General features: G+C 63.4%; 19 protein-coding genes and 1 pseudogene. 9 read left to right on the forward strand and 11 right to left on the reverse strand.

Features of this window, described 5'->3' with window-relative positions; translation table 11 throughout:
• Window positions 1–14 precede the first annotated feature (14 nt).
• Genes WBN73_RS06835 through WBN73_RS06845 form a run of 3 tightly spaced genes read right to left on the reverse strand, consistent with a single transcriptional unit; the run spans window position 15 to window position 3,269 of the window.
• A complete protein-coding gene (locus tag WBN73_RS06835; RefSeq protein ID WP_207594714.1) occupies window positions 15–923 on the reverse strand; it encodes a carbohydrate ABC transporter permease in 909 nt (302 codons plus the stop codon).
• A 10-nt stretch (window positions 924–933) separates the two neighbouring features.
• Window positions 934–1,932 carry a carbohydrate ABC transporter permease gene (locus tag WBN73_RS06840; protein WP_207594715.1) on the reverse strand — a complete coding sequence of 333 codons (999 nt, stop codon included), beginning with the start codon at window positions 1,930–1,932 and terminating at the stop codon, window positions 934–936.
• The gene (locus WBN73_RS06845) at window positions 1,932–3,269 is read right to left on the reverse strand and encodes a sugar ABC transporter substrate-binding protein (RefSeq protein ID WP_337340019.1); all 1,338 of its coding nucleotides are present in this window, start codon (window positions 3,267–3,269) and stop codon (window positions 1,932–1,934) included. Before WBN73_RS06845 ends, WBN73_RS06840 begins: the two co-directional genes overlap by 1 nt.
• Before the next feature lie 253 nt (window positions 3,270–3,522).
• On the opposite strand from WBN73_RS06845, the gene WBN73_RS06850 reads away from it, so the two are divergent.
• Window positions 3,523–4,548 carry a Gfo/Idh/MocA family protein gene (locus WBN73_RS06850; protein WP_337340018.1) on the forward strand — a complete coding sequence of 342 codons (1,026 nt, stop codon included), beginning with the start codon at window positions 3,523–3,525 and terminating at the stop codon, window positions 4,546–4,548.
• Here WBN73_RS06850 and WBN73_RS06855 read toward each other — a convergent pair.
• Window positions 4,545–6,044: a sulfatase-like hydrolase/transferase gene (locus WBN73_RS06855; RefSeq protein WP_337340017.1), complete on the reverse strand. Its 1,500-nt coding sequence runs from the start codon at window positions 6,042–6,044 to the stop codon at window positions 4,545–4,547. The two genes, WBN73_RS06850 and WBN73_RS06855, sit on opposite strands and share 4 nt — an antisense overlap.
• Before the next feature lie 152 nt (window positions 6,045–6,196).
• On the opposite strand from WBN73_RS06855, the gene WBN73_RS06860 reads away from it, so the two are divergent.
• Window positions 6,197–7,390, forward strand: a complete 1,194-nt coding sequence (locus WBN73_RS06860; protein ID WP_280623528.1) for a GntR family transcriptional regulator — start codon at window positions 6,197–6,199, stop codon at window positions 7,388–7,390.
• 60 nt (window positions 7,391–7,450) lie between these two features.
• On the opposite strand, the gene WBN73_RS06865 is transcribed toward WBN73_RS06860, so the two are convergent.
• Together WBN73_RS06865 and WBN73_RS21435 are read right to left on the reverse strand one after the other, a co-directional pair.
• Window positions 7,451–8,758, reverse strand: coding sequence for a polysaccharide lyase family 8 super-sandwich domain-containing protein (locus WBN73_RS06865; protein WP_443193283.1), 1,308 nt, complete (start codon window positions 8,756–8,758; stop codon window positions 7,451–7,453).
• Between the two features lie 18 nt (window positions 8,759–8,776).
• Window positions 8,777–9,759: pseudogene (locus WBN73_RS21435) on the reverse strand (polysaccharide lyase 8 family protein); the annotation flags it as partial.
• Window positions 9,760–10,039: 280 nt separating this feature from the next.
• Between WBN73_RS21435 and WBN73_RS06875 the strand changes: the two are divergent.
• The 3 genes from WBN73_RS06875 to WBN73_RS06885 all read left to right on the forward strand — a co-directional run bounded on the left by WBN73_RS06875 (window position 10,040) and on the right by WBN73_RS06885 (window position 13,628).
• A complete protein-coding gene (locus WBN73_RS06875) occupies window positions 10,040–10,627 on the forward strand; it encodes a DinB family protein (RefSeq protein ID WP_337340016.1) in 588 nt (195 codons plus the stop codon).
• Window positions 10,628–10,825: 198 nt separating this feature from the next.
• Window positions 10,826–11,326 (forward strand): sensor histidine kinase, encoded by a 501-nt coding sequence (locus WBN73_RS06880; RefSeq protein WP_242703397.1) that lies wholly within the window; start codon window positions 10,826–10,828, stop codon window positions 11,324–11,326.
• Between the two features lie 106 nt (window positions 11,327–11,432).
• Window positions 11,433–13,628, forward strand: a complete 2,196-nt coding sequence (locus tag WBN73_RS06885; RefSeq protein ID WP_280623535.1) for a transglycosylase domain-containing protein — start codon at window positions 11,433–11,435, stop codon at window positions 13,626–13,628.
• A gap of 30 nt (window positions 13,629–13,658) precedes the next feature.
• On the opposite strand, the gene WBN73_RS06890 is transcribed toward WBN73_RS06885, so the two are convergent.
• From WBN73_RS06890 to WBN73_RS06910, 5 genes are all read right to left on the reverse strand, one after another.
• Window positions 13,659–15,422 carry an FAD-dependent oxidoreductase gene (locus WBN73_RS06890; RefSeq protein WP_337340015.1) on the reverse strand — a complete coding sequence of 588 codons (1,764 nt, stop codon included), beginning with the start codon at window positions 15,420–15,422 and terminating at the stop codon, window positions 13,659–13,661.
• Window positions 15,419–18,397: an oxidoreductase gene (locus tag WBN73_RS06895; protein WP_337340014.1), complete on the reverse strand. Its 2,979-nt coding sequence runs from the start codon at window positions 18,395–18,397 to the stop codon at window positions 15,419–15,421. Before WBN73_RS06895 ends, WBN73_RS06890 begins: the two co-directional genes overlap by 4 nt.
• A 2-nt stretch (window positions 18,398–18,399) precedes the next feature.
• Window positions 18,400–19,539, reverse strand: coding sequence for a Gfo/Idh/MocA family protein (locus tag WBN73_RS06900; RefSeq protein WP_337340013.1), 1,140 nt, complete (start codon window positions 19,537–19,539; stop codon window positions 18,400–18,402).
• A gap of 107 nt (window positions 19,540–19,646) precedes the next feature.
• Complete coding sequence (locus WBN73_RS06905; RefSeq protein ID WP_337340012.1) at window positions 19,647–21,035, reverse strand: MFS transporter; 1,389 nt, start codon at window positions 21,033–21,035, stop codon at window positions 19,647–19,649.
• 247 nt (window positions 21,036–21,282) lie between these two features.
• Complete coding sequence (locus WBN73_RS06910) at window positions 21,283–22,086, reverse strand: IclR family transcriptional regulator (protein ID WP_207594747.1); 804 nt, start codon at window positions 22,084–22,086, stop codon at window positions 21,283–21,285.
• 91 nt (window positions 22,087–22,177) lie between these two features.
• Here WBN73_RS06910 and WBN73_RS06915 point away from each other — a divergent pair, with 91 nt between their 5' ends.
• The 4 genes from WBN73_RS06915 (at window position 22,178) to WBN73_RS06930 (ending at window position 26,224) form a co-directional block, all read left to right on the forward strand.
• Window positions 22,178–23,074: a LysR family transcriptional regulator gene (locus WBN73_RS06915; RefSeq protein WP_337340011.1), complete on the forward strand. Its 897-nt coding sequence runs from the start codon at window positions 22,178–22,180 to the stop codon at window positions 23,072–23,074.
• Between the two features lie 112 nt (window positions 23,075–23,186).
• Entirely contained in the window at window positions 23,187–23,510 is a 324-nt protein-coding gene (locus WBN73_RS06920; protein WP_337340010.1) for a YciI family protein, read from the forward strand.
• 9 nt (window positions 23,511–23,519) lie between these two features.
• A complete protein-coding gene (locus WBN73_RS06925) occupies window positions 23,520–24,599 on the forward strand; it encodes an alcohol dehydrogenase catalytic domain-containing protein (RefSeq protein ID WP_280623552.1) in 1,080 nt (359 codons plus the stop codon).
• Window positions 24,596–26,224 carry an FAD-dependent oxidoreductase gene (locus WBN73_RS06930; protein WP_337340009.1) on the forward strand — a complete coding sequence of 543 codons (1,629 nt, stop codon included), beginning with the start codon at window positions 24,596–24,598 and terminating at the stop codon, window positions 26,222–26,224. Before WBN73_RS06925 ends, WBN73_RS06930 begins: the two co-directional genes overlap by 4 nt.
• Window positions 26,225–26,342: the final 118 nt, after the last annotated feature.

Here is a 26,342-nt window from a genome sequence, read left to right on the forward strand (position 1 = left end):
CCCGGCGTCGGGGGCTACTTGCCCATCCCCAGCGTCAGTCCCTCGGTGAGGCGCCTGCCCAGCCACACGTAGATAACCAGCATGGGCAGCACAACCATCACAAGGCCGGCAAACAGCCCGCCCCAGTCAGCGCCCGAGTAAGTCTGCTGCTGCACGAACGAAATCAGCGCTACCGGGAGCGTGTACTTCTCAGTGGATTGCAGCAGGGTCAAGGCCAGAAGGGTTTCGTTCCAGTGCGAGATGACCTGGAGGATGAAGGCTGTGAGGATGCCTCCCTTGGCCAAGGGCAGGGTGATGCGCCAAAACGTTCCGAAGGCCGTGGTCCCGTCCAGGGCTGCGGCTTCTTCCATCTCCAGGGGGAGGGAACGGAAGAAGGCGGTCAGCAGGAAGACCGTGAAGGGCATGGAAACCCCAATGTAGACGAGGTTCAATCCGATGATGCTGTCCGTGAGATACACCTTGTTCAGCATGACGAAGAGTGGAATCAGAATGACCTGCGCCGGAATACCCAGGCCCAGGATGAAGTAGAGGCTCAGACCGCGGGTCAGCCTGTTGTCCACACGGCTCAGGTAGTAGGCACACGGCGCGGCGATGGCGACCGTCAGGACCGAGGACACCACCGTGGTCAGCAGGCTGTTCCATGTGGCCACCGCGAAGTCTCCCACCGTCCAGGCCCGCACGAAGTTGCCGAAGTCCAGGGACGACGGCACCCCCCAAGGGTCATCAAGAATGGCACGGGTATCCCGAAATGCCTGTGCCACCATCCACACCAGTGCCGCGATGCTGATCGCGACCACCAACCACAGCAGACCCACCCCGATGCCACGGACCACGCTGCGCTCGCCGCGCAACGCGGGACTGACGCCCCGGCGTCCCCGCCTGCGGGTGGTAGCCATGGGTCCCAGCAGTTTGTATTCGCTCATGACATTTCCTTTAGAACTCGACGGCGTCGCGACGCATTGCGCGGCGCAGCAGGACAACCAGGATGGAGATCAGCGCCAGGGACAACACGGCAGAGGCCGTTGCGGCTCCATAGGCCGGCGTGGACTGTCCGGAGAAGGCGTTGACGTAGGTGTAGACGGCGGCCGTCCAGCTCTGGGTTGGCGGCACCCCGGCCCCGGAACTTCCACCGAAGACCCAGACGATCTCGAAGATCTTCACCGACGAGATGGTCCACAGCACGGCACAGGTGCCGAAGACGTCCCAGGTCAGCGGGAGGATGACATACCGCAGCCTCTGGAACGCGGTGGCCCCTGCCAGCGCACAGTCCTCGTAGTAGTAAGGCGGAATACGGTCGACGCCGGCCATCAGGATGGTGGTGAAGTAGCCGGTGGTAGTGCAGACCAGCGTGACCATGATGAGCGGGAAGATGTTGTCCTGCGCCAGCCACTTTGGCGGATCCGTCACACCAAGAGGTGCCAGGATGCTGTTCACCATGCCGCCCGGGTTGAAGATGAAGCCTGCCAGGACGCCGAACACGAGCGCGTTGATGAGGTGCGGGAAGAAGATGACGTTACGGACCACTTTCTTCCCTGCCATGTCCCGGAGGACGAGCGTCATGGCAAAAGCGAGTATGAAGATCGCGGCTCCCACCACGAACAGCAGAAGCAGGGTGTTGCCGAACGATGACAGGAACAGCGGGTCCCGGAAAATCCGGCCGTAATTGTCCAGCCCCACGAATTTCATGGGTCCGGAACCTGCCCACTTGTGGAGGCTGATCCAGACTGCGCCCAGGGCGGGGACGATGAAGAGGACGGTGTACAAGACGAATGCCGGACCCACGAAGGGAATCAGCAGTTTCTTGCGCTGCACGTCAATGGAACTTCCCGGCCGGCGGCCTTGAGCTGATGCCCTTGTGGCCACTGGATTGCGGGAGGCCGGATTCTGCAGTGCCGCTTTCCTGGCGCGTGGCTCCTTCAGACCCACGGACATCAGCCGTTGTCCTTCCAGTACTGGATCTGGGCTTCCTTCATCTTGGCCACGAACTCTGCGGCTGTGGTCTTTCCAAGGAACAGTTCATCGTCCCTGGGGAAGAAGACTTTCTCGGTGTAACCGGGGAACGTCACGCCGTCGTTCTGCAGGTGCGTGGCCGGAGCGGCGTCGATGGCGGCTTTGACGCTTGCGACGGCGGGGTCCACCGGTGCGTCCTGCCTCACCGGCAGCACCTTCGCGTCCGTTCCGAGGGCGTTCTGGTACTTGGCGCCCAGCAGGTACGCCGCAAGTCGCTGGGCAGGAACCTGGTTCTTGGATTTTGCTGGAACAGCGAAGCCAATGAAGTCCACGCGGGCACTGGCTGGCTTGCCGCCGATGGCCGGGAACTGGAAGGAGGAATATTCGAAGCCGGGTGCGGCATATGAGCCGGTTTCCGTGGGCGTCCATGAGCCGTTGAGGATCAGTGCCGCATCGCCGTTCGCCCAGAGCTGCTGTTGCGCCGGGAACTTGCTGGCGTTGTAGCCACTGTTGAGGTATCCGCCCTTAACCAGGGTTTCCACCTTTTGGGCTGCTTCAAGGACAGCGGGATCGTCCCACCCTTCACCGGACTTGTCTTCGGCGAGGGCCTTGAAGCTGCCTGCACCTTTGAGCCGGAGCAGCGCGGTGACGAACCATGTGGAGTTGTAGCCGGCGATGTCACCGTCCGCGGCAATGGGTGCTGTTCCACCGGCCTTCAGCTTGTCCAGGACCTCAATAAATTCATCCCAGGTGGCGGGCGGCGTGGCTTTGAGCTCCGGGTGTTTGGCGGCATCGAACCAGATGCCGTCGGAGCTGATGCTGTAGGGAACCATCCAAGGCTGTCCGTCTTCTCCCTTGAAGACGCCGTTGCTGGTGAACTTCTCCGGGATCACTGAGCTGACGGTCTTCCCATCCAGCTCGTACGAGTAGACGGACGTCAGGGGGCTGGCCTGCCCGGTTTCGCCGATCACCGGAGCGAGCTTGGCGAGCGTTCCGTCCACCAGGTCCGGGACGTTGTTGGTGTTCAGCGCGGGGACGAGCTTTTCGGTGTTGCTTCGTCCCTGCCATTGGACGCTGACTTTGGCTCCGGTTTCTTTTTCGAAGTCCGCGATGGCAGTGGCGATGACCTTTTGCTGAGGTTCGCCGTCCTTCCACATCGACCAATAGTTGATTGTCTGGCCGGAAATGGACCCGGAAATATCCACGGCTTCGGCGGCCGGGGAGGCATCGGTGGCTCCGCCGCAAGCAGTGGTGGACAAGGCAAGCGCTGCACCCAACAGGGCGGCCAGCGGGCGAAGATGACGGGCTGTTTTGCCCATGGGAATCACCTTTCGAGTGAGGGGGAACCAGCCGGATGCGGTTCAGTGAGACGACTCTCACAGCCCCCGAAAGCAGGATTCAATGAGTATTTTGGAAAGTTTCGATGATGGTTTGGCATCCCCGGCGTACCTCAGGTGAGTCCGGCCCAATTAGGCATTTATTCCTCTTTTCAGGCTGCCCAACAATCGAGGAGACCTGCGCGGTGTTCCGATCAAACGGGCCCGCGCTCCGGCTCCGAGCTAAAGAGGGAAATTGATACGACTTGGGATCATTGGCGCGGGCGCCGTGGCACACTTCCATGCAGCATCCGCAGCGCGGATCAGCAACGTGGAGTTGGCCGCCGTCTGCGACCTGCGGGATGAAGCCGCACAGAGGGTCGCATCGCCATGGGGGGCTTCCGTCTATGGGGACTATCGGGCCATGTTCCGTGAGGCTGGCCTGCACGCGGTCATCATCAATACTCCGCATGCACTGCACCTCGAGATGGTGGTGGCCGCAGCGGACCACGGGTTACACGTGCTGGTGGAAAAGCCCATGGCCACCACGGTCGCCGACTGTGATCGCATGATCCGTGCCTGTGACAAGGCCGGAGTGGCCTTGGTGATCGGCCAGATTCAGCATTTCCTTCCGGAGAAGCTGGCGGCGGAGGAGGTGCTGGCGAGCGGAGAACTCGGCCGTGTCCTGATGATCCGCGATTACAGGACTACCGACTACCGTCCCGGGAGCCGTCCGGACTGGTTCTTCAGCGAGGCCATGGCTGGTGGTGGCGCACTCATGAACATCGGCGGCCACTGCCTTGACCGCTCCATCTGGTTTGGTGGCGCCGCAGTTGGCTCGTTGAACGCCTCCACCCTCAATCGCTTCGGTGTTCCCGTAGAAACCGACGGTGCCATCGCGCTGACGCTCAGAAACGGAGTCCACGTCAGCATCTCGGTGGTGTCCGATGCTGCCCAACGCGTGGACGAGGTCCTTGTCGTGTGCGAACACGGCACCATTTCCTGCAGCCCACACAACGGAACGTTGGTCCGCAGCAATGGTGCCACCCGCACCGTGTGGGAGCCACAGCCGGAGGATATCCAGCAAGGCTTCTTCCTGCAGTTGCAGGACTTCGTCACAGTACTCGACGGCGGAACACCGAAAGTCAGCGTCGACCACGCCCGCCACATCGTCGAGGTAGTCCTGGCGTCCTACGAGGCAGCCACATCAGGCAACCCCGTGGTTCTCAACGCGTCCCGCGATGCCACGAATACCGCTCGGATCCTGAGCGAAGTCCCCTAGAAGGCGTGGCCGGCTGCGGCTGTGCCAACCCAGTTGGGTGGAGTGAATGCCCCCAGGGGATCGTCCAGCACAGACGCAGTCTGGCCTGCGCCGGCTACCGGAAGCCAGCTGCCATCGAACCCGGGGGCAGCGTGGCGCTGGAACCATTCCTGCAGTTGGGCCCGCATGCCGGCCACCCGCGTTGAATGCGCCGGCAGATCCACCAGATTGAGGCGTTCACCCGGATCAGCCACGAGGTCGTAAAGTTCGTGGGGACCATGAGGAAATCGGTGCACATACTTCCAGTCCGTGCTGCGAATCATCCGGACCGGTCCGTATTCGTCAAAGACCACGACGGCGCGGTCCCCGGCAGCGGCGGGCGGGCCGCCGCCGTCGGGGTTCCTACCGCCAGCGTCCCCTGCTGGGTCCGGCAGCGCGCGCAACAGCTCCGAGAAGGACTGCCCAGGCCCGCGCTCGAAGGGACGGGAGTCCAGGCCCGCTAGCTCCAGCACGGTGGCAGCTACGTCATAAGCGGACAACAGCTCCGTCAGCACCAACCCCTGCTGGACCCTGCCCGGGAGCGCGAAGATCGCGGGGACCTTGACGGAGGAATCGTAGACGTTCTGCGGGAACGTCCCGTTGCCCTTGCCCCAAATACCGTGGTGGCCGCAGTTGAAGCCGTTATCACTGCTGAAGACCACAAGGGTGTTGTCCCGGATCCCCAGTTCCTCCAGGCGGCGCAGGATCTTGCCAATCCCGGCGTCCATGGCGCTCACCGCGGCAAAGTACCCCACCAACGCGGCCCGCACGTCCGCCTCGCCGCCGACTGGGACACCCTCCACGGTTGGAGTCCATGGGTGCATTGCCTCCTGCGGGCAACTGACGAACTCGCAGTCGCTGTAGAGTTCCTCGAACCCGGGCGGGTGCTGGCCCTTCCACGGCTTGTGGGGAGCTGTGTAGTTCACGGCCAGGAAGAAGGGTTCGGATTCCTGCGAAGCCTCATCGACGAAGCCCACTGCGTCGCGGGTAATCGCGTCCGTCAAGTATTCGGTGACCAGTTCCTGGTGGCTGGTGCCGCCGTCGAACCTGTACATCACCGAGCTGTCATAGGGACTGCCGCCACCCTCCAACGCAAACCAGTCGCTGAAGCCTTTCCTCGGAACGTCATTGGCCCCCAGATGCCATTTGCCGGAGAGGCCCAGGCGGTAGCCGGCATCGGCCAGGGCATCCGTGAACAGTGCTTGCCCTTGGAGGTAGTCCACTGCTTCAGGTCCCGTTTCAACGCCGGCCAAGTAGTCGTGGACGCCGTGCCGTGAGGGGATCTCCCCGGTCATCAGGCTGGCGCGCGCTGGTGAGCACACGGGAGAGACGCAGAAGAAGTTCTCCAAGCGCGTCCCACGGGCAGCGAGGGCATCCAGATGTGGGGTGTGGATCTCGGTGTTGCCCGCGCAGCCCAGGGCCCACGCACCTTGGTCGTCGCTGAGGATGAAGAGAATATTTGGCTTCTTGTTGGACACCCTCCATTGCTACGGAGGGCGAAGGCAAGGAATCAATGAGCATTCCCGAACAGCATAAAAATACTCACGAGGGGAGGAAATTACTCCCTGAATACTCTCTAAATTGTGGGGCATGATAAGAGAAATTGTCTGTCCACAAGTGGAGATGGATCATGCCAAAGAGGAAACAGGAACCGCAAGCGGACTCCGGTACCACAGCACTTCGAGACACGGCCAAGGCCAATTTGAAGTTCCAGGACCTGAGTGACGACCTCCGCAGGGACATCATCGCCGGTACGTGGGCGGTGGGGACGAAGCTCCCCACAGAGCAGCAACTGGCAGCAGAGACCGGACTCTCCCTGACCACGGTGCGGCGGGCCTTCGAGGACCTTGTGGGCAAAGGGCTCGTGGTCCGGCGGCAAGGTGCAGGCAGTTTCGTCGCCGCACCCCAGCGTGCGCAGAAGCGCTCCCGTTTTGTCATCGGCGTACTGCTCCCGGACACGCAGCTCTATTACCCGCGCGTTCTTCAGGGGATCGAGGAACATCTCTCCGCCCGCGGTGCAAGCCTGCAGTTGTCCACGTACCATTACGACTTCACCCGGGAGAACGCCAGCATCCAGTTCCTCCTGGACGCCGGAGTGGATGGCCTCATCCTGGTGCCAACGCTGACCGGCTTGGCCAACCCCCAGCAGCGCGTTGCCGAGCTCATGGCCTTGCCCGTGCCGGTTGTCCTCCTGGAGCGGAGCCTGGACGACTTGGGGCCAGGCGACCTTACAGAACACGTCTGCTCTGACCACCAAGGCGGAGCGTACGACGCCGTCATGCACCTCCACCGCTTGGGTCACCGAAAGATTGGGCTGCTCACGCGGGCGAACGAGGCCGCTCGCAGCAGCAATCCCACGCAGGCTGCGGTCATCGCAGGGTATACGGCTGCCATCGCGGCGTTGGGGTTGGAGACCGACACGCGCATGGCATTCAGCGCAACGAAGCCGGAGTGGGAAGCCGATCAGGCGGAGCACATGTTCGAGCTGCTGGCAGAAAGTGGCGCCACAGCGGCCTTGGTCTTCGGAGACCGGGAAGCGGCTTTGCTGGAAGGAGCGGCGTCCAGGCACGGGGTTCGGGTGCCGGAGGACCTCGCCCTGGTTTCTTACGACGACGAAATGGCCGACCTCGCCCGAATACCACTCACGGCGGTCTCGCCGGCCAAGCACAGACTGGGCGTCATGGCCGCCGATGTCCTGTTGCGTCGGCTGACCGAAGGCGACGCATGTCCGTTGTACCAAATCCGGTTGCGGCCACGCATTGTTGTCCGTGATTCGTGTGGGGCCAGGAAGAGCGGGGTTCCCCAGGTTTCGCGTGCGTTGTGAGGCCCGCTTAGCAGCCGTTCAGGGCGAAATGGGGTGCAGAACGGGCCTCACAACGAGGGTCTAGCGGCTGAGCTTGATGAGCTTTGTCTGGCCGCTGAGCCCGGCGGTGTCCAACGTCAGGGTGGTTTGTCCCGCAGCATTTGTCCCCAGTGTGCCGGCACCCTCCACCACGCTGGACCACGTGCCCTCGGGCAGGGTCAGTGTGAGGCTGGCAGCCTTTTGCGTTGGCTCGCTGAAAGCCAGATTGAGGACGTTGCCGTGCCTCGAGAACACCACACAGGCAGCTCCGGACGCTCCCAAGTCCCCTGCTGTCCCGGGCTTCCAGAACGTAGCTGCCGTGGTCTTCGCGGCTTTGAATTCCACGGATTGCGCTGTGGAATCATTGCGGATCACCCTGTACTTGTTTCCCTGCACCAGTTCTTGGGTCAGGTTCGGCGAGGCCCCTGGCGCCACCACATACGCATAGCTGGCCGGGGCAGATCCGGCGCCGTGGTCTATGTAGAGCGTGGCGAAGTTACGCTGGTGGACCGTGGTACTGCCGTTGACGTTGACCCCAGCCCAACTGCCTGACCGGGTTTCCCGAAGCACGTGAAGTGGAGAGTCGTCCAGCATGGCGTAGCCTCCGAAACCCTCCAAATGGACCCAGCGCCCATCGCTCAGTACCTCAGCGCTGCCAGCCGATCCGGCGATGGTGCCTGCCGTCGTCGTGAGTGCATTGCTGCCTTGGTGGAGGTTGCGGTGGTCAACGATGGTTTCCACGCGGGCGCCGGACCCAGTTCTGATGTCCGCCCCGAGGCATACGGTGACATCGCCGCTGACAAACCAGGACTTTCTTGCAGACAAGCCCGTGCGGCCCGGCCCCACCAGATGCTGCCCGACGGCGGCAACCTCGCCCAGCGCTGTGGCGCCGCTCCACTCATTGGCCGGGACCGCAGCGCCCCATTCACCCTCCACCTTGTCCGGCAAGGGCGTGGTGTCCACGGTGGTGCCGGGGAGGCGGTTGTAGTTGGCCGTGGCCCAGAACGCGTCATCATACTGGGCGAGGTCGGACGTGTAGAAGTAGGTCATGCCGGAACCCGTGTGATAGCCGCGGTTGTTCTCTCCATTGCCGCATTCGTACCAGGCAATGCGATTGCTGGACATGGAGAGCGACAATGCCCATCCGGGTCCCCGGTGCATAGTGCGGTCCATCGCCGGGAAGAGCCTGTGGCCTGCCGGTTCTGCTACGGGAGCAACGCCTGTGGCTTGGAGTTCCTTCACCAGTGCCGTCCTGGGCACGCTTGCACTGCCAAGGATCGGGCGGTAGGTATTGCGGGTAATCCAGCCAGCGCATAATCCCCTCCACCGGGCGGCAGTGGCCGGATCCATGGCCCGGGCCAGGAGCAGGATGGCCTCGATGGCCGACGCCCCGAGGTCGTAGCCGGTGTTGGCCTCCCTGCTGATGCTTCTGCCGCGAACAGAATCGGCCATGGCTCCGTTGATCATCACGGGAGCAAACGAACCCTCCACGGCGTCGAAGAAGATGTTGCGCGACGGGTCGGAAACCTCGAATGCCGAGCCTCCCAGCACCGAGAACAGCTTGGACAAACCGGTGAGGAGGACTACACCGTAGGAGCCCGTGTAGGGGGTGGTGCTGTGTTGGATGAACGAACCATCGCGGAAGATTCCATCCCCGCTGGTGACGTACTGCCACACTTGGCTGAGTCCGGCGACTGCATGTTTGAGTTTGGCCGGATCTTCGCCAGCCAGGGACCGGATGATGATTCCCTGGCACAGGTCCACCCTGTTGGCCCCCACGGACGTGATCTTTCCGCGTTTGGGTGGGAACTGCAGCCAGGGGTCGGGCACAAAGTGGTCAATCGCCGCTGAGTAGGCCTGGATTCGACGGCGGACAGCTCGGCGTGCAGCAGGACCATGGCGTCCGCGAGTGCACGGGGAACGCCGATCTCCCACGACCACCAGTTGCCAACCTCTTCCTTGGCGTCGTTGTAGCAAAGGGTGTTGGCATCAGCAAGCCCGGCTTTGATATCTGCCAGCACTGAGGCATCCCCAAACACTGCCGCCGTGGGTGTCGCCCAGGCAGTGGCGAGCTGGGAAAGGCGCGTATACGTGGTGACCATCTCCGCATCCTTGGCGAAGGACAGATCCGTGAAGACCGATGTCCGCCCGGACGCCCGGTTGAGTTTTGCCAAGGAGTCGGCGGCTTTGGTGTTCACGGCAGCGACCGCTTTGGCGAAGTCCGGATCGCCCGCTTGGATGACATTCCGGCCGGTGATCTGGTCCACCCAGCGGTTTCGCAACGCTGCGAACTCCGCCGCATCCGGTTCGGTTTCGGCCCACGCGTTCTGGGCGAACATCGAGCTGACCATTGCTGCCAGGGACAGGGCACCGGCGCCCTGAAGAAGCGTTCTGCGGGGGAATTGAAGTGACAAGGAGTTGCTCCTAACACTCGTGGCTGGACAGGGTCCGGCGTCTTTCGCCGGGTCCGCCACTGGCTTGGGTTGAAGTCAACGCGATGCCAAAGAGAGGAATAAAGCAGTACCTGGTACGTCCCCGTCGCTGGAAACGTGCGAGACCGCTGGAACTTTCCGGCGAAGCCACAGTGTTCCAGCGAAGTCGCGGGTCCCGCCTTTCTGTAAAGTGCTCCCCATGGATGACAAAGCGCTGTTGCTCGGGTACCTGCGGCTCCGGAGGGCGGACCTGCTCGGCAAGGTGGAGAACCTCAGCGAGTACGACGCCCGCAGGCCCATGACTCCCACAGGAACCAATCTGCTGGGCCTCGTGAAGCATGTGGCCAGCGTGCAACTGGACTATTTCGGAGTGACTTTCGGACGACCCAGCGGCAGGGAGATGCCGTGGCTGGCGGAGGACGCCGAACCGGATTCCGATATGTGGGTCCCTGCCACCGAGAGCCGGGAAGAAGTCCTGGAGTTGCACCACTTTTCCGCGAAGCACAGCGATGAAACCATCGAGACCCTCCCGTTGGATGCTCCGGGCGTGGTGCCGTGGTGGTCGGAGGAGAAGAAGAACGTCACGCTCCACCAGATCCTGGTCCACATGTGCGTGGAAACCGCCAGGCACGCGGGGCACGCAGACATCATCCGCGAGCTCATCGATGGCTCCGCGGGGCAGAGGCCGGGCGATCCCAACATCCCCGGCCGTAACTCCGAGGAGTGGGCAGCCCACCGGTACCGCATCGAAGAAGCAGCCCGGGAGGCAGACCGCCGGCACTGGTGAACCTTCACAGCCCCTGCATATGTTGGGCAAACCTCCGGCGTAGCCTCGCTCCGTAGAAACGAGGCATGACTCCTGCAAGCCTCCCCCACAAACTTGATGCGAACTTGAGCCAAACGAAAAGGTTCCTTGATATAGCGGCGCCACGCTGGAATCAGTCGGAACACCAATACCGAGGGGTTTCGGCAACGAATCTCAAGTATGAAAGACATCGATGTGGGGGACGCAATGGAGCAGTCATCAGCACTCAGTGAGGTAGTTGCCGTCAAGGGCATCATCCAGGATCAACACCCCGTGGATTTTTACGCGCTGGGCGTCGCTGGATGCATCGACCGACTCGCCGCGCCGCTCCGACGCACCGGCGTCACCGTGCACTGGCACACCCCGCATCATGGCATCGAGATCTCATCGAAAGCCGCCGCCCTCCTTTATCACGTGGCGCAGGAAACCTTCAGCAACACCCTCAATTACGCCGGCGCCAGCGAGCTCACCGTCCGCCTCAACGCCGTCTACCACGGCATCCAGCTGACCATCACGGACGACGGCGCCGGTTTTGAAATCCACGCCTCGCCCAGCGGCCGGCGGCACGGTTTTGGCTTGCTGCTGATGTCCATCGCAGTGCACGACGCCGGCGGGACAGTAGACATCGACTCCGCCCTCGGGCGGGGCACCAGCGTCAGGGTCACGCTGCCGCTGGATTGAGTCCGATTTGCGACCTTATTTGGGCTCCCAGCCATTTCCCAACCGCATTGCCGGACGTATTCTGTAGCTACTTTTCAGCCTGACATCCCGACGGAATGGCACGAAAATGGCGCGCAACAAGGGTCCAAAGATCGGTCTCGGCAAGGTCCTCCTGAGGGTCTTCGGTTACTTCCTGGTGAGTATCCTCTGCGGAGTGTTGATCTCCGGGCTGGTGGTCCCCGTGGTGGCCTTCACCAGCACCACCGTGGGCGGGTCGATCGGCTTCTATGAGGACCTGCCGAGCGAGCTGAACGTCGATTCCCCCTCCCTTTCCAGCACCATGGTCTCCGCAGACGGCCAACACATCGCCACGTTCTACGCAGAAAACCGGGTCAAGGTTCCCTTGGAGGAGATGTCGCCGTTCATCCGGGAAGCCATCGTGGCCATCGAAGACAGCCGCTTTTACGATCACGCCGGCGTAGACGCGCAAGGCATCATCCGGGCGTTGAGTTCCAACCTGACAAAAGGGACACGGCAAGGGGCATCCACGCTGACCCAGCAATACGTCACCAACGTGCTCAACGAGTCGCGGCTGTCCGAGGGGCGTCCTGAAGACGTGGTGCTCAGCGGCCAGAAAACCATGGGAGACAAACTCCGTGAGGTCAAACTCGCCCTCGAGCTGGAGAAGCGGTTCAACAAGGAACAGATCCTTGAGGGCTACCTGAACATCGTGTTCTTCAACCGGGACGCCTACGGCATTGAAGCCGCATCGCGATACTTCTTCAGCACCTCCGCGAAGGACCTGACCCTTCCACAGGCCGCGCTCCTTGCCGGCCTGGTCAATGGGCCCAGCATTTACGACCCCACCGTGGACCCGGATGCAGCGTTGAGCCGGCGCAACCTCGTTTTGGACCGGATGCTGGAACAGGGCATGATCACGGCAGTAGACCACGGCGTGGCAGTGGCAACACCCATAGAGCTGAACATCACGCCTTCCCGGCAGGGGTGCGCGGGGGCAGCTATAGCCACCTACTTCTGTGACTACGTCTCCCACCTGATCCTCAACGACGAGACCTATGGTTCCACCGTTAACGAGCGCGAACGCCTGCTCTACCGGGGCGGCCTCACTATCACCACCACCTTGGACAGCAGGCTCCAAGCAGTTGCCCAGGCCCAAGTGGACGCCTCGGCCGGGGACAACCCGGACAAGTGGGGCGCGGCCATGACCACAGTGCAGCCCGGCACCGGAAAGATCCTGTCGATGGCCCAAAACACGGTCTTCGTGCCGCAGGAAGGAAAATACGATACCCAGCTGAACTTCAACGTGGACGCCAAGGACGAGAACGGATACGACCTCAACGGCGCCGGCGGGTTCCAGCCGGGGTCCACCATGAAACCGTTCATTTACGCCGAGTGGCTCAACCAAGGCAAGCACCCCACCGCCGTGGTTGACGCCTCACGCAGGGTCTACCCCGTGGGGTTCCCGTGGCGTTCCAGCTGCGGAAGGGTGTTGGGCGGCTACAGCTCCGCCCAGAAGGCACAGAACCTGGGGGCCGACGACGACCTGCAAAACAACGATCCGGGCTATTACCGCGCCATGCCTATCAACTACGGCCTCTACAACTCCATCAACACGGCCACTTTCGCTACCGCAGCCCAGTTGGACTTCTGCGGCATCCAGAAAATGGTCGATACGGTGGGCCTGCACAGCGGGCTCGACAACGCTCCGGTGAACATGCACCAGATCGGCAATCTGCTGGGCTCCATCGGCGTTGCGCCACTGGTCCTGGCGAGCGCCTACGCAACCTTCGCCAATGACGGCACGTACTGCGCCCCCATCGCGATTACTGAGATCAGCGATGCCCAGGGCCGCCAGTTCGAAGCCCAAACACCCCAATGCCGGGAGGCGGTGAAACCGGCGGTGGCCCGTGGTGTTAATGCCGTCCTGCAGGATGTACTCAAGATGGGCTCCGGTGTGTGGATCGAGCCCAAGGTCCACACCAAGGTTCCCGTGGCTGCCAAGACCGGCACGTCCAACAACAACGGGGCCACGTGGGTGGCCGGCTACACCACCTCTCTTTCCACGGCGTCGTTCTTCGGCGATACGACGGCGGGACAGCAGCGGGCCGGGCAGAACGTCACCATCAACGGAAAGTTCTACAAATCCCTGGACGGCTACATGATCGCTGGACCCCAATGGGCCAACTACATGGTGGAAGCCACTGCCCTTTACCCCAGCGGACCCTTCGCAGCACCTGCTCCCCCACCGGCTCCGGCACCCGTCACCACGGTGCCCGCGGTTCCGCGATTGACGGGACGGTAGCTGGAGCCCTGCCTTGCCGGCAGTTCCGGGCTAGTGAGAGATCTCCGCGTCAGCGCGCGTGCCGTCGTCCTCGTAGCTGTCCACGCCGGCGAGGTGACGGCCCGCGATGTACCCGAACGTCAGCGCCGGGCCCAGGTTGATGCCGCCCGCCGGGTAATGCCCGCCCATGACGTTGGCTTGGTCGTTGCCGGCGACGTACAGGCCCTCGATGGGGACGCCGTCGTCATTGAGGGCCCTGGACCGGCCATCCGTGTCGACCCCCGCAAACGTGCCGAAGCTGCCCGGCACCACACGCACCGCGTAGAACGGCCCCTTCTCGATGGGCCCCAATGACGGGTTCGGCTGGATGGTGGGATCGCCGCCGTAGCGGTTGAAGGCCGTCTCGCCCCGTCCGAAGTCGGGATCTACGCCGTCACGGGCGTTGGCGTTAAACCTCGCCACAGTGCGGCGCAACTCTGCGGGGTCGATGCCGCATTTCGTGGCAAGTTCTTCCAGCGTCCGGCCCTTGAGGAGGTATCCGGAACGCAGATAGGGAAACAACGGCACGGGCAGCGGTTTGGCCATTCCGAGCGGGAATTTACGCACAAACCGACTGTCCGCGATCTGCCACGACTCCACGGTCTCCCCTTCCGGGGTCGCTGCGATGAGTGCGTCAACGTAGTCGTAGTAGCCGTTGGCCTCGTTCACGAACCGCTTCCCATCCGAACGGACACCGATGCTGCCGGGCTTGGCTCGGTCCATGATGTGCGGGAACACCCCGGTCCGGCCGTTGCGGTATGGCACCAGCGACACCGGGCACCATGCGGCCGGCGACTTCACATCCGTCTTGAAGCGCGCACCGACGGATTGGGCCAGGTTGATGCCGTCGCCGACCGTCTCCCTCGGTGAAAGTGTCCAGTGCTCCTGGCCGGTGGGAGTCTTGGGAAACAGCTCCTTGCGACGCTGGACATCGTTGGGGAAACCGCCGGTGGCCAGCACGACGCCGCGGCCAGCGTTGATCTGCAGCCCGCCTTCCGGAGAACGCACGACGGCGCCGGTCACCTTGCCGTCGTTGTCGCTAAGCAACGCTGTGGCAGGAGTGGAGACGCGGATGTCGACGCCCAGGTCATCCGCGGACTTCATAAGCCTGCCGGTGAGCGCTGTGCCGTTGACCAACTGCATGTTGCGGCGGTGGGTCAGCAGGTCCAGGAGGTGGAAGCCGAAACGCCACCCCGCGTGGAAGATCCCTTTGAGGTTGCCCTGTGACGCTGAGAGGAACTTGCTGAGGTCCGGCCCTGCCATGATGCCCATGCCGAGGAAGGACGTCTCGTACAGCTGATGGCGCATCTTGTGACGAAGGGCCGGCTTGATGGTCCGGGCATTAAGGGGTTTGGGCCCTACAGAGCGGTTGCCTTTGCCGGCGCCTGGGAGCTTGCCGTAGATGTCGTTGATCTTGCTGCCCTGAACGAATTGCAGTGACGTCTTTTCCTGGAAGAAGCCCACCATGTGTGGGGCAGCCTCGAGGAAGGCCTCTACGTTCTGCTCCCGATAGTCGTCGCCGAGGACGGCACGAAGGTAAGCCCGGAATGTCTCCTTGTCTTCGTTGACGCCCCCGGCTTTCGCCAGTGGGTTACCGGGAGCCCACGCCCAGCCGCCGGACCACGAGGTTGCGCCGCCGCAGACTCCGGACTTTTCCACGACGATGACTTTCAGCCCGTGGTAGGCCGCTGTCACTGCCGCAGCGAGGCCTCCGGCTCCTGAGCCGATGACGAGGACATCGCAGTCAAGGGTGGGGAGGGATGGGGTGTTGTTCACGTGGTGCTCCAGGTAAATACGGGGGTGGTGAGGACTGAGTTGGCTGCTGCCTTCAGCTGTTTGGCCCATGCGAGTTCGCCCATGACGGCCACTCTGCTTCCGGAAGGGGTTTCGACGCTGACGGGGGTGTCGGCGGGGAACGACGCGAGCATGGCTGGAAGGTCGAATTGGCCTTCACCCGGCACACCCCGTTCCGAGCGTGACTCAAGGATCAGCCCTTCCCTGCCGGGCGGCGGGATGGCCGGACCGTCGCAGAGCTGGATCATGGGGACCAGGCCCGCAGCGTCTTCGAGTTGGGCCCATGTGCCGCCGAAGCGGTTGACGTGGAGTGCATCCACCACGATCTTGCAGCCTGCCCGGTCCGCGAGTTCAACGGCCTGCGGGATCGATCGGACGGTCTGATATGCGATGGGTTCCAGCGTGGGGACGATTCCGTAGGCTTTGCCGTCCTGGGTCATCTGCGCCAGATGATCCCCGAAACGGTCCAGGTCCGGATCCGCACACGCAACTGTCAGCGTGGACGCTCCCAGAGCTTGACCCGCCTCCATCATCCGCAGCCAGGCTTCGCGTTGATCGGCGCCATTCTGCAGGCCGGTTCCGTCCAGAAGCAGGAACTCGATGTCTTCAACGGTGATTCCCGTGTCGGCCATTCGAGCCAGGGTTTCGCGAAGCATGGGCGAGCCGGGCTGGAGGTTGTACGGGCGCTCCGTGGGTGTCACGGGACGTACGCGTGCACCGATGAAGTCGAACCCGGCCTCAGCGGCGATGCTTACCAGGTCCGGGGGTGCGGTTCCCACAAGGGAGAGCTGTGCAAGTCCGAGCCGACGCACTGGCGTGCCGAGGGGTGGATTGGCGACGGGGGCAGAGGCACCGGGAGAAGCGGGATCGCCGGTCAGCTGCGAGATCGCCGAAAAGCTACGGCGATCCGGCACGTTTCCAGCGAGCTCGGCACCATCAGTGTCATCACTCGCAGTCAGGGCAGCGGCAATTCGTTGGGCTGCGTCGTAGCCGCTCTTGACCGCGTTGGACACGATGGCTGGCGTCTTATCGACGACCGTTCCGGCCACTGCGACGGGAACGGAAGCGGACAGGCTGAGCCCAGCTTCCCGTTGCTCCAGAGTGAGGGGACCGTCCAAGGGCAGGACCGAACGCGAGACCAGCAGCTCCCCCGGGGCTTCAATCCACTCGTCCTGAACACCCGCCCGGCTGATCCGTACGCGGCTGCCGTCAAACTCCTCGATGGTGCTGGCCAGGAAGATCCGCACTTTCGGGTTGGCTTCAAGGCGCGGCACGGCCAGGATCTTGGCGCGACGTCCGGATTCCGGGGCCAGCGCTTCCTGCGGTCCGACCACCAGCACAGAAGTTCCGAGGGCCGCCAGGGTGTCGGCCACGCTCATGGCCACGGAATCAGCGCCCCAGATGGTCACGGCTTCCGGAAAGACCTCCGCAGAACCGTCCAGAATCTCCGGGTGGGCAGCGAGCCAGTCACGGATATCGGAGACGAGAGGCAAGCCGCCGCCAACAAACCCTGCCTCAGGCCGACGACCACCAGTAGCGATGACAACTGCGTCGGCGCCGAAATCGCGGACCAACCCACCGACGTCGGACGTGTCAGCATGGGTACCCAAGCGGACCTCTACGCCGAGGCGCTCGTTCTCCGAGGCTGACCAGTCGGCGAAACGGTGGAAGTCCGGCGTGGACCTCATGCGCTCGGCGAGCGCGAACTGCCCGCCGGGCCGTGCGCCGTCGTCCACCAAGGTCACAAGGGCGCCCGCTTCGGCGAGTTCGCGGGCAGCGGTAAGCCCGGCGGGACCGGCACCCACCACCAGCACTCGCGAGGCGGAGCGGACGGCCGGGGTTGAAACGGGCACACGCGAACGACCCACGGCAGGATTGACCGTGCAGGTGACTTGGCCGAGCCCCAGGTTGTCGATGCAGACGTTGCAGGCGATGCACGGCCGGTAGCGTTCGCCGTGCAGCACGCCGCCCACAAAAGCAGGATCCGCATGGATGGCGCGCGCCAGGCTCACGAAATCGCAGGTGCCGCGTGCGAGGACTTCTTCAATGATTTCCGGGCTGTTGAGTCGTCCGGCCATGCCCAAAGGGAGACCGAACTGGCGGTAGGCCCGGGCGTAGTCGGACAAGATTCCGGGCTTCCACTCCCCCGACTGCACAATCCATTCGCCGGCGTCGTAGCTGCCTGCGGAAAGGTCCAGGAAGTCGAGCTTGTCAAGATGGGCTTTCCCGATGATGGCCACTTGCTGTTCTGCGCTGATGCCATCGGCTGGACCTTCCATCACGGAAACGCGCATGCCGACGATCGTGTCCGGCACTGCTTCGCGAACGGCATCGATGACCAGGTTCATGAAGAACTCCGGGGCCGCGAACTCGTCCGTGCGATGGTTGGAAATGGGCGACATGAATTGGTGGATCAGGTACCCGTGCGCGCCGTGGAGGTTGATGACGTCGAAACCAGCGGCCACTGCGCGGCGGGCGGCTGCCGCATAGGCAGCCACGAGTTCATAACACTCGGCAGCGGTGAGTTCCCGCGGGACCTCGCCACCCGCCGTCGGGCAGGGAACCGGCGACGGCGCGAGGTTCTTGAACCCGGAAACGGCGGACTGCGCGGTGCGGCCACCGTGGTTAAGTTCGACGGCGGCCAGCGCACCTTCGGCGTGCAGGGCGTCGGTGAGCCGGCGGAGCCCGGGGATCATGTGGTCCGTGTGCAGGCCGAGTTGGTGTGTGCGGCCCTTGCCGTCGGCGCGGACATACGTCGCTTCGGTGGTCACCATGCCAAGGCCGGCCTTGGCGCGGGTCACGAGGTAGTCAATGTATTGCTCGGTGATGTGCCCATTCGTGGTGCCGTAATTGCGTTCCATGGGGGCCGACGCGAGGCGGTTGCGGAGTGTCTTGGGGGTGCGGCCGTTGCGGCCCAGGGTCAGCGGCATTCCCGCTGAGGGCGTGGTGGAAACCATGGTCAGCGAGCCACCTTTTCACGTCCGCGCAGCTCTGGAATGGCTGCGTGGGTAGGCTGTACTGCGGCGAAGCGGACGGGTTGGCCGGTGCGTGAGGACTCGTAGACTGCCAGCAGGATCCGCAAGGATTTCAGCGCGTCTTTGCCCGTGATGGCCGGTTCGGTGCCGATTTCCAGCGCCTGCACGAAGTCCTTCACCTGCAGTTTGTGGAACGGGATCAGCTGGCCGTTGATGACGGACAGGTCGACGTTCGGTTCAACGCCTTCAGGATGGACAGGCTCGACGACGATTCGCTCACCCACCGCCCACAGGTCGAGTCGACCGTCGCTGCCTTCCGGGAACTCCGTCAGGGAAGCCGAGGCGCCCGTTTCGCCGGTAATGCGGAGCTGGATTCCAAGGTTGGGCGATACCGCGGTGGAGGCCTCCAGCGTTGCCATGGCTCCGGAGGCGAAGGTGATCACCGCCGTTGCGGAATCTTCTACCTCTATGTAATCGCCGTGGCGGTAGGTGTTGACCTTTCCGTAAACCTCGGCCACGTCCCCCAGGTACCACTGGAGGAGGTCGATCTGGTGCACGGCCTGGGACATCAGGACCCCGCCGCCGTCGTTCTCCCACGTGCCACGCCAGGTGTCGCGGTTGTAGTAGTCCGGGTCGCGGTGCAGCATGACCGAGCACTGGGCCATGATCGCCTTGCCCAGCGTGCCATCGTCGATCGCGGTGCGGATCTTCTGCGACGCCGGCCAGAAGCGGCGCTGGAAAAGGACCCCCAGCTGGACTCCGGCGTCTTCACAGGCTGACACCATGCGCTCAGCGGACTCCAGTCTGGTAGCTATGGGTTTCTCGCAGAGAACGTTGATCCCGGCTGCGGCTGCCCTCAGCACCACGTCCTCGTGGGTGGGATGCGGCGTACAGACGGAAACGATGTCCAGGTCCAGGGCGAGGAGCTCGTCCACGCTGGTGACCGCGTTCGGGACTCCCCAGGTCTTGGCTGTTGCTGAGGCCCGGTCCGGATCCACATCGCAGACGCCCACCACCCGGACGTTGTCCAATGCAAGGAAAGCTTCCAGGTGGTTGCGGGAAATGGCGCCGCAACCCGCGATTCCAACACGGAAGATGCGGGGTGCGGTTGCTGACGAAATCATCGGGTAATCCAACTTTCGGGGCAAATGAGTCGTTTGCTGTGGTTCTGACGTGGAAGGGACCGCGCCGGGCGGCGGAAGCTGCCGCCCGGCGTCGTGCGTATTGTTTGCTACTTGGGGGAAGTGCGCGGTTTGCCAAGGTCCTCGAGCGGGACGTTGTACGTTTCCCGGGCAGTCATGATGGCGACGCCCGAAGCCACCAGGCACAGGATGGTGAAGCCCGCTACCGGCCACCACCCGTTCGGTCCGGGCTGGGCCAAGAGGGTTGCGATGGCCGGTGCGAAGCCAGCCAGGATCAAGCCGATCTGGCTGCCGATCGCCATGCCGGAGTAGCGGACCGCTGCGGGGAACATCTCAGGGAAGAACACCGTCCACACGCCGTTCCAGCAGGAGTAGAAGACCGTCATGTTCAGGAAACCGAACAGGAAGATCAGGGCGATGTTCTGCTCGCTGATGGCCCAGAAATAGCCGATGGTGGTCAAAGCGCAGCCAAGGGCACCCACCAGGAGGACCTTCTTGCGGCCAACGCGGTCCGAGATCATGGCCGAGATGGGGATGGTCACCATGGACAGGCCGATGGTCACGGCGTTCACGGTGAGCATGAGGGTGCGGTCGATCCCCACGGCGGGGCCGGTGGCGTAGGCCAAGGCGTACACGGTGAAGGTGGTCTGCATGACGGAGAACAGCATCACCACGCCAACGCGCAGGACGTCGCGCCACTGGGTTTTCATGACCGCGACGGCGGGAATGGCCTTGGGCTTGTCATGCTCCACGATTTCCTCGAACACCGGGGGCTCATCCAAGCGGGTCCGGATCCAGTAGGCCACCGCAAGCACTACTACCGAGAGCCAGAACGGCACGCGCCAGCCCCAGCTAAGCAGATGCTCTTCGGGCAGGGCTGCCAACGGGATAAAGACGACCGTGGACAGCACCATTCCAGAGGCATATCCGGTCATCACGAAGCTGGTGAAGAACGCGCGACGGCCTTCGGGTGAGTGTTCCATGGTGAGGGTCGAGGCACCTGCGGCTTCAGCGCCGGCAGAGAAGCCCTGGGCCAGACGGCCCACCAGCAACAACACCGTTGCCCAGTAGCCGATTTGTCCATATGTGGGCAGGAATCCGATGCCGATGGAGGCAACGCCCATGATCACCAGCGTGACCATCAGTGCCTGCTTGCGGCCGATCTTGTCACCGTAGTGGCTCATCACCAATCCGCCGAGTGGCCGGGCAAGGTAGCCCACGCCGAACGTCGCCATCGCTCCGAGCAATGCCACTACGGGGTCGCCGCCGGGGAAGAAGATCTTGGGGAAGATCAGGGCGGCGGCAGTGCCGTAGATGAAGAAGTCGTAGTACTCCAAGGTGGATCCGAGGAAGGAGGCGAGTGCCGCCTTCTTGGGCATTTTGACGTGTTCAACCGGCTCTGTTCCAACCGGTTCTGTTCCAAGCGGCGAGGCCGCATTGTTGGCGTCCGAGGGCGAGTGCTGCTGCACGTGTCCCATACTGTCTCCTCATTGAGTGCCGCGGGAAGTGGCACCGCCATGGTGCCTTGCCCGGCAAAGAATTGGACGAGGTACAAACCGCCGGCTGCTGCTTTGTTGTGCAGCCCGCCCGGTAGCCGTTGATAACGACTCCCGTAGCTGTGCTCCAGATCACAGGCGATTGTTCCTCTGGAATCGACTGTAGGACCCAGGTCACACGCAGCGGCACAACTTCCCGTTGAACGGGATACGTCTCTTATCTGACCCGTCAGGGCTCCAGGTGGGACAACCACGGACGGGAGCCATAAGGCCGGCGTTCAGCACCCATGGTCCGGGACAAGCCGCGGCCTGCGGCCACCAGGACCGGGAGTATCAGCCCGGCGTCTTCGTCCACAGAAGGCACGACGACGGAAATGGCACCTATGACGGCTTGGCCCTGGCCAAACACCGGCACGGAATAGGCCGTGTTTTCCTCTACCAGGACACCCACCAAACGGGCATAGCCACGCTCGCGGATCTGGGCGAGGTGGCTCCTGATCCTGGCAGGGTCCACCTCCGTTGCCTGCGTGGTCTTCTCCAGCTTTCCTGCCAGGAACCGGTCTTGAACCCAGCCCGGCATGTGCGCCATCATGGCCATTCCCGACGACGTCGTGTGGATGTCCAGACGGCCGGCAACCTCCGCCAGGTTCATGACCGTTCCATGCCGGTCCAGGCGTTCGAGGTAAAGAACACTGTTGGTTTCCACATCCGGAATGGACAGGGCAACGTGTTCCCGCACCGCCGCGTGCACACCTTCCAGGAACGGCAAACCGCGACGTCGGAATTCCTCCAGGGGATTACTGCGGGAGGCCAGTTCCCACATCTTCATTCCGACGCCGAACTCGCCGGCAGCGTTGCGCTCCAGGAGTCCGTTGGCTGCCAGGTCCATGGCCAGGCGATGCACTGTGCTGCGGGACATGCCGGTAATCCGGACCATGTCCTTCAGGGGAAGCCACGGCTGGCCTTTGGAAAACGCGTCCATGATCTTCACGACGCGTTCGATCACGGACTCCCCCGACGCCGAGTTGGCCATGATGCCTCCGTAGTGCTTTTCCGGTCGGCTGCATCGCGGACCGCAAACCCAATATAGCCTTGCACTGAAGCGCGAGAATCCGGGAGGCAACGTGGAACTGCGGCAAATTGAGGCCTTCCTGGCAGTAGCAGAGGAATTGCACTTCGGCAGGGCGGCAGAACGGCTCCGCATGGCCCAGTCGCCGTTGAGCCAAACCATCAAGAAGCTCGAAAAGGGCTTGGGCGCACCGCTCTTTGTCCGCAACACCCGGTCCGTCACGCTGACCCCGGCCGGGCATTCCCTGTTGCCGCACGCACGCCGGATCCTGGACGAAGTGGACCTGGCACGCAGGGCTGTCAGCGCCGGAACGGGGACCGTCTATGGCAAAATCGCCATCGGCTTCTCGGGTGCGCTGAACCATGCCACGCTTCCCCCACTGACACGGGCCCTGCGCCAGCACTACCCGCAACTCGACGTGACGCTGCGGGGAGGCTTGCTGACCCAGGAAGCACTTCACCAACTGGGCAACGGTGCACTGGACCTGGCCTTTATCGGCCTACCCATCGACGCTCCGTCGCTGGCCACCCGCTGTATTGCCATTGAGCGCCTGGGGGTTACCCTGCCGGCAGACCACCCCCTTGCCGGACAGGCCTCCGTGGAAATGGCCGAGCTGGCCAATGATCCGTTCATCACCATGCCTGCCGCCCAAGGGTCCACGCTGCGTGAGGTCACCTTCGCGGCGTGTGCTGCCGCCGGTTTCCGCCCCAGGATCGCCCAGGAGGTCTCCGACCCCTACACGGCACTGTCCTTGGTGGCCGGTGGCGTGGGCATCAGCCTGATGCCCGGGTCAATTGAAGGGATCATGCCTGCGGGCATCGTCTTCCTGCCGCTTCAAGGCGACGACGTGCTCCTGTTTTCCGGACTCGCCTGGAACCCTGGCTCCATGTCTCCGGCCGTTCGGGCGGCAATCCAACTGGCTGAGGAAGTGCTGCCAACTCCTGGGGACTAGCCAACTATGTGTTTTCTGCACATGGTGAGAGACCAACTAAGTATTGGACAAGAGCTAATGCGTTGCCCAGCATTGAGAAAAGCCCCACTCACTCAATGAAGAGGACACCCTCATGGCCACGTTTGCCGTTACATACGCCTACTCCGACTCGACGTCTGCCGGCCGGGATACAGTCCGGCCCGCTCACGTGGAGTTCCTCAAAGCCCAGTTCGACGGCGGTCGCCTCCTCAAGAGCGGCCCTTTCGGTCCGGAGGAATCACCAGGCGCGCTGCTGATCATCGACGGTGACACCAAAGCCGACGTCGAAGCCCTTATGGACCAGGACCCGTTCCATAACGCAGGACTCATTGAGGAACGGACCGTGCGGCAGTGGAACATCTTCTTCGGCGCTGATGCTGCGCAGCCGGCAGCCGCGCAGACCGCCGCGCAGAACTGAGGTCCCCCAGTGCTGTCCGCGATCACCGTCTCCAAAGAGACCATTGCTTTTCGGGATTCTCCTGAGCCCGTCCTTGAACCGGGCCACGCCCTCGTCCGGGTCCACAACGTCACCCTCTGCGGCACCGACCTCCATATCTGGGAGGACGACTATCCCACGGAGCTCCCCCTGGTCCAAGGCCATGAGTTCTCCGGCATCGTGGAGGCCCTCGCGCCTGCGAAGACCGGCACCGGGGGCTCCGGAAGGGACACAGTCCAGGACATCAGCATCGGCGACCGCGTTGCCGTCAACCCCATCATCTACTGCGGCGAGTGCCGCCCGTGCCTCACCGGCCGGTACAACGTCTGCCAGGACGTGGGCTGCCTGGGCTGCTACTCGGATGGGGCACTGACAGAACTGATCAGCGTCCCGGTGGAGAAGCTGTGCCCCGTTCCCGACGATCTCCCGCTGGACATCGCCGCCATGGGCGAACCCGCATCCATCGCCATGCAGGCCGTCAACCGCGGCCGGCCCGAGCCCGGCGACACCGCGCTGGTATTGGGAAGCGGCCCCATCGGATTGCTGGCCACGCTGTACCTGACGGAGCTTGGAGTCACGGTGATCTGCGCCGATACCGAGCAGCACCGGCTGGATCTTGCGGTCGGGTTCGGTGCCGCGGAAACGCTGCTGGTAAGGCCGGGAAGCGACTTCCCGGATGAACACCAAGCACAACGCCTTCACTCCATGACCGACGGGTACGGCCCGCAACTGGTCATCGAAGCCACCGGGGTTCCGTCCTCCTTGGAGAATGCCATCAGGCTGGTTGCCAGTGCCGGCAGGATTGTCCAAGTGGGCATCTCGCCGCGGCAAGCCAACGTCTCCATGAAGGACATTCCTTACAAGGAACTGGATCTCATGGGCAGCCGGATGAGCCTCAACCTCATCCCTGACGGGCTCGCCCTGCTGTCCCGTCACCCTGAACAGGCACGCGCCCTCATGACCCACCGCTTCGCATTTGCGGAGGTCCAGAAGGCCTACCGATTGATGCAGGGACGAACCGGGAAGATCGGCAAGATCGTCATCGAGATGCCTGCGGGAAGCGTCGCATGAGCACCTCAATCGTCACCGTGCCCGAACAACTCAAGGCAAGCTACGACGTCGTGATCATGGGCAGTGGCGCCGCCGGACTGGTGGCCGCCGTCCGTGCTGCCGATGCCGGACTGAGCGTCCTGGTGGTGGAGAAGGCGCCGCTGCTGGGCGGCACCACGGCTGCCGGTGGCGGCGTGATGTGGGCACCGAACAACCACCTCGCCAAGGCTGCCGGGTACCAGGACAGCCAAGCCGACGGCGTCGCTTACCTCACGGAGGCGGCCGGCCACGTGATGACGGCCCAGGAAATTGAGTGGTACGTGGCCACTGCGCCGCGGGCTGTGGACTTCCTGAACCGGAACACCAAAGTGTCCATGGTTCCCATTGCCCGCCCGGATTACCACATGGACTGGAAAGGGTCCGCGAACGGTGGCCGCGGCCTGGACAACAACGCTTTTGATCCCCAGGACTACCCCGGCCTTTCGGAGCTGATCCGGCCGTCGTCGTACTTCCCTCTGCTCACCATGACCGAACGCGATGAACTCAACGGCCGCGCCGCTGATCCGTTGCTGCTGGAACGCCGGGCGTCCACCGGGATCCGGACCATGGGCGGCGCCTTGGTCGGGAGCCTGATCGCGAGCGCTGTGGACCGGGGCGTGCACCTTGTGGTGTCCAGTCCGGTGGAGGACTTGTCGAATTCCGGCGCGGGGTGGATGCTGCGTCTCGGCGGCGTTTCTGCCGACGCGCCTGTGGCCGCGACCGCCGTCGTGCTTGCCTCTGGTGGGTTCGAATGGAATCCGTGGCTTCGCAGCGCGTTCCTGCCGTATCCGGTGACGCCCATCAGCGCCCCGTCCAACGAGGGCGACGGCTTGGAACTCGGGCTGAAGGCCGGAGCGGCTGTGGAGGACATGACGGCAGTGTGGGGCGTTCCGGTGATTTCGACGGCGGCCCATCAGTACGACGGTCAGCAGTCGGGGCGTATGGGAAACGTGGAGATGACGTTGCCGGGATCCATCACCGTGAACAGCGACGGCAAGCGTTTCGTCAACGAGGCGCTCAACTATCACGACGCCAGCAGGGTCTTCGCCTCGATCAACCCGCATACGGGCAGGCAACAGAACAACCCGGCGTGGTTGGTTTTTGATTCCGCCTATGTGGCCAAATACCCGGTGGCGGGCTCCTCGCCGGGCGAACCCGCAGAGTGGATGGTGTCCGCGCCCAGCCTGGAACTCCTGGCCAAGGAGGTGGGCATCAACCCAGCCGGTCTCAACGCCACAGTTTCCCGGTTCAACGCCGACGCGGTCCTCGGCGTGGACACGGAATTCGGCAGGGGCGCCACTGCCCAGGACCGATTCCTGGGCGATGCCGGAAACACCCCCAATCCTTGTCTGGCGCCCTTACTGGTGGCTCCGTTTTATGCGGTTCCCATCCGGGCAGGCGTACTCGGCACGTCGGGCGGGTTGGCTACGGACTTCCGTGGTCGCGTCCTGGACCATCAGCAGCAGCCCATCCCGGGACTTTATGCGGCGGGCAACGTCTCGGCCGGGGTCTTCCGCAACAACTACCCCGGCGGCGGCGCCACCCTTGGTTCCGCGATCACCCGTGCCTTCGCTGTTGGGGAAGATCTCGCGGCCCGGCTGAAGTAGCCGACCCTTGGGGGGACGGAAACGCCCGACGGCGACTACCGCCGTCGGGCGTTTGCGTTGCCAGGCCCGCTCTACACCCAATACCCACGCCAAACCCTGCAGAGCAGGCCCCACAACG

Origin of the sequence: Paenarthrobacter sp. CCNWLY172 (assembly GCF_037402035.1) — a bacterium.
Classification (GTDB): domain Bacteria; phylum Actinomycetota; class Actinomycetes; order Actinomycetales; family Micrococcaceae; genus Arthrobacter.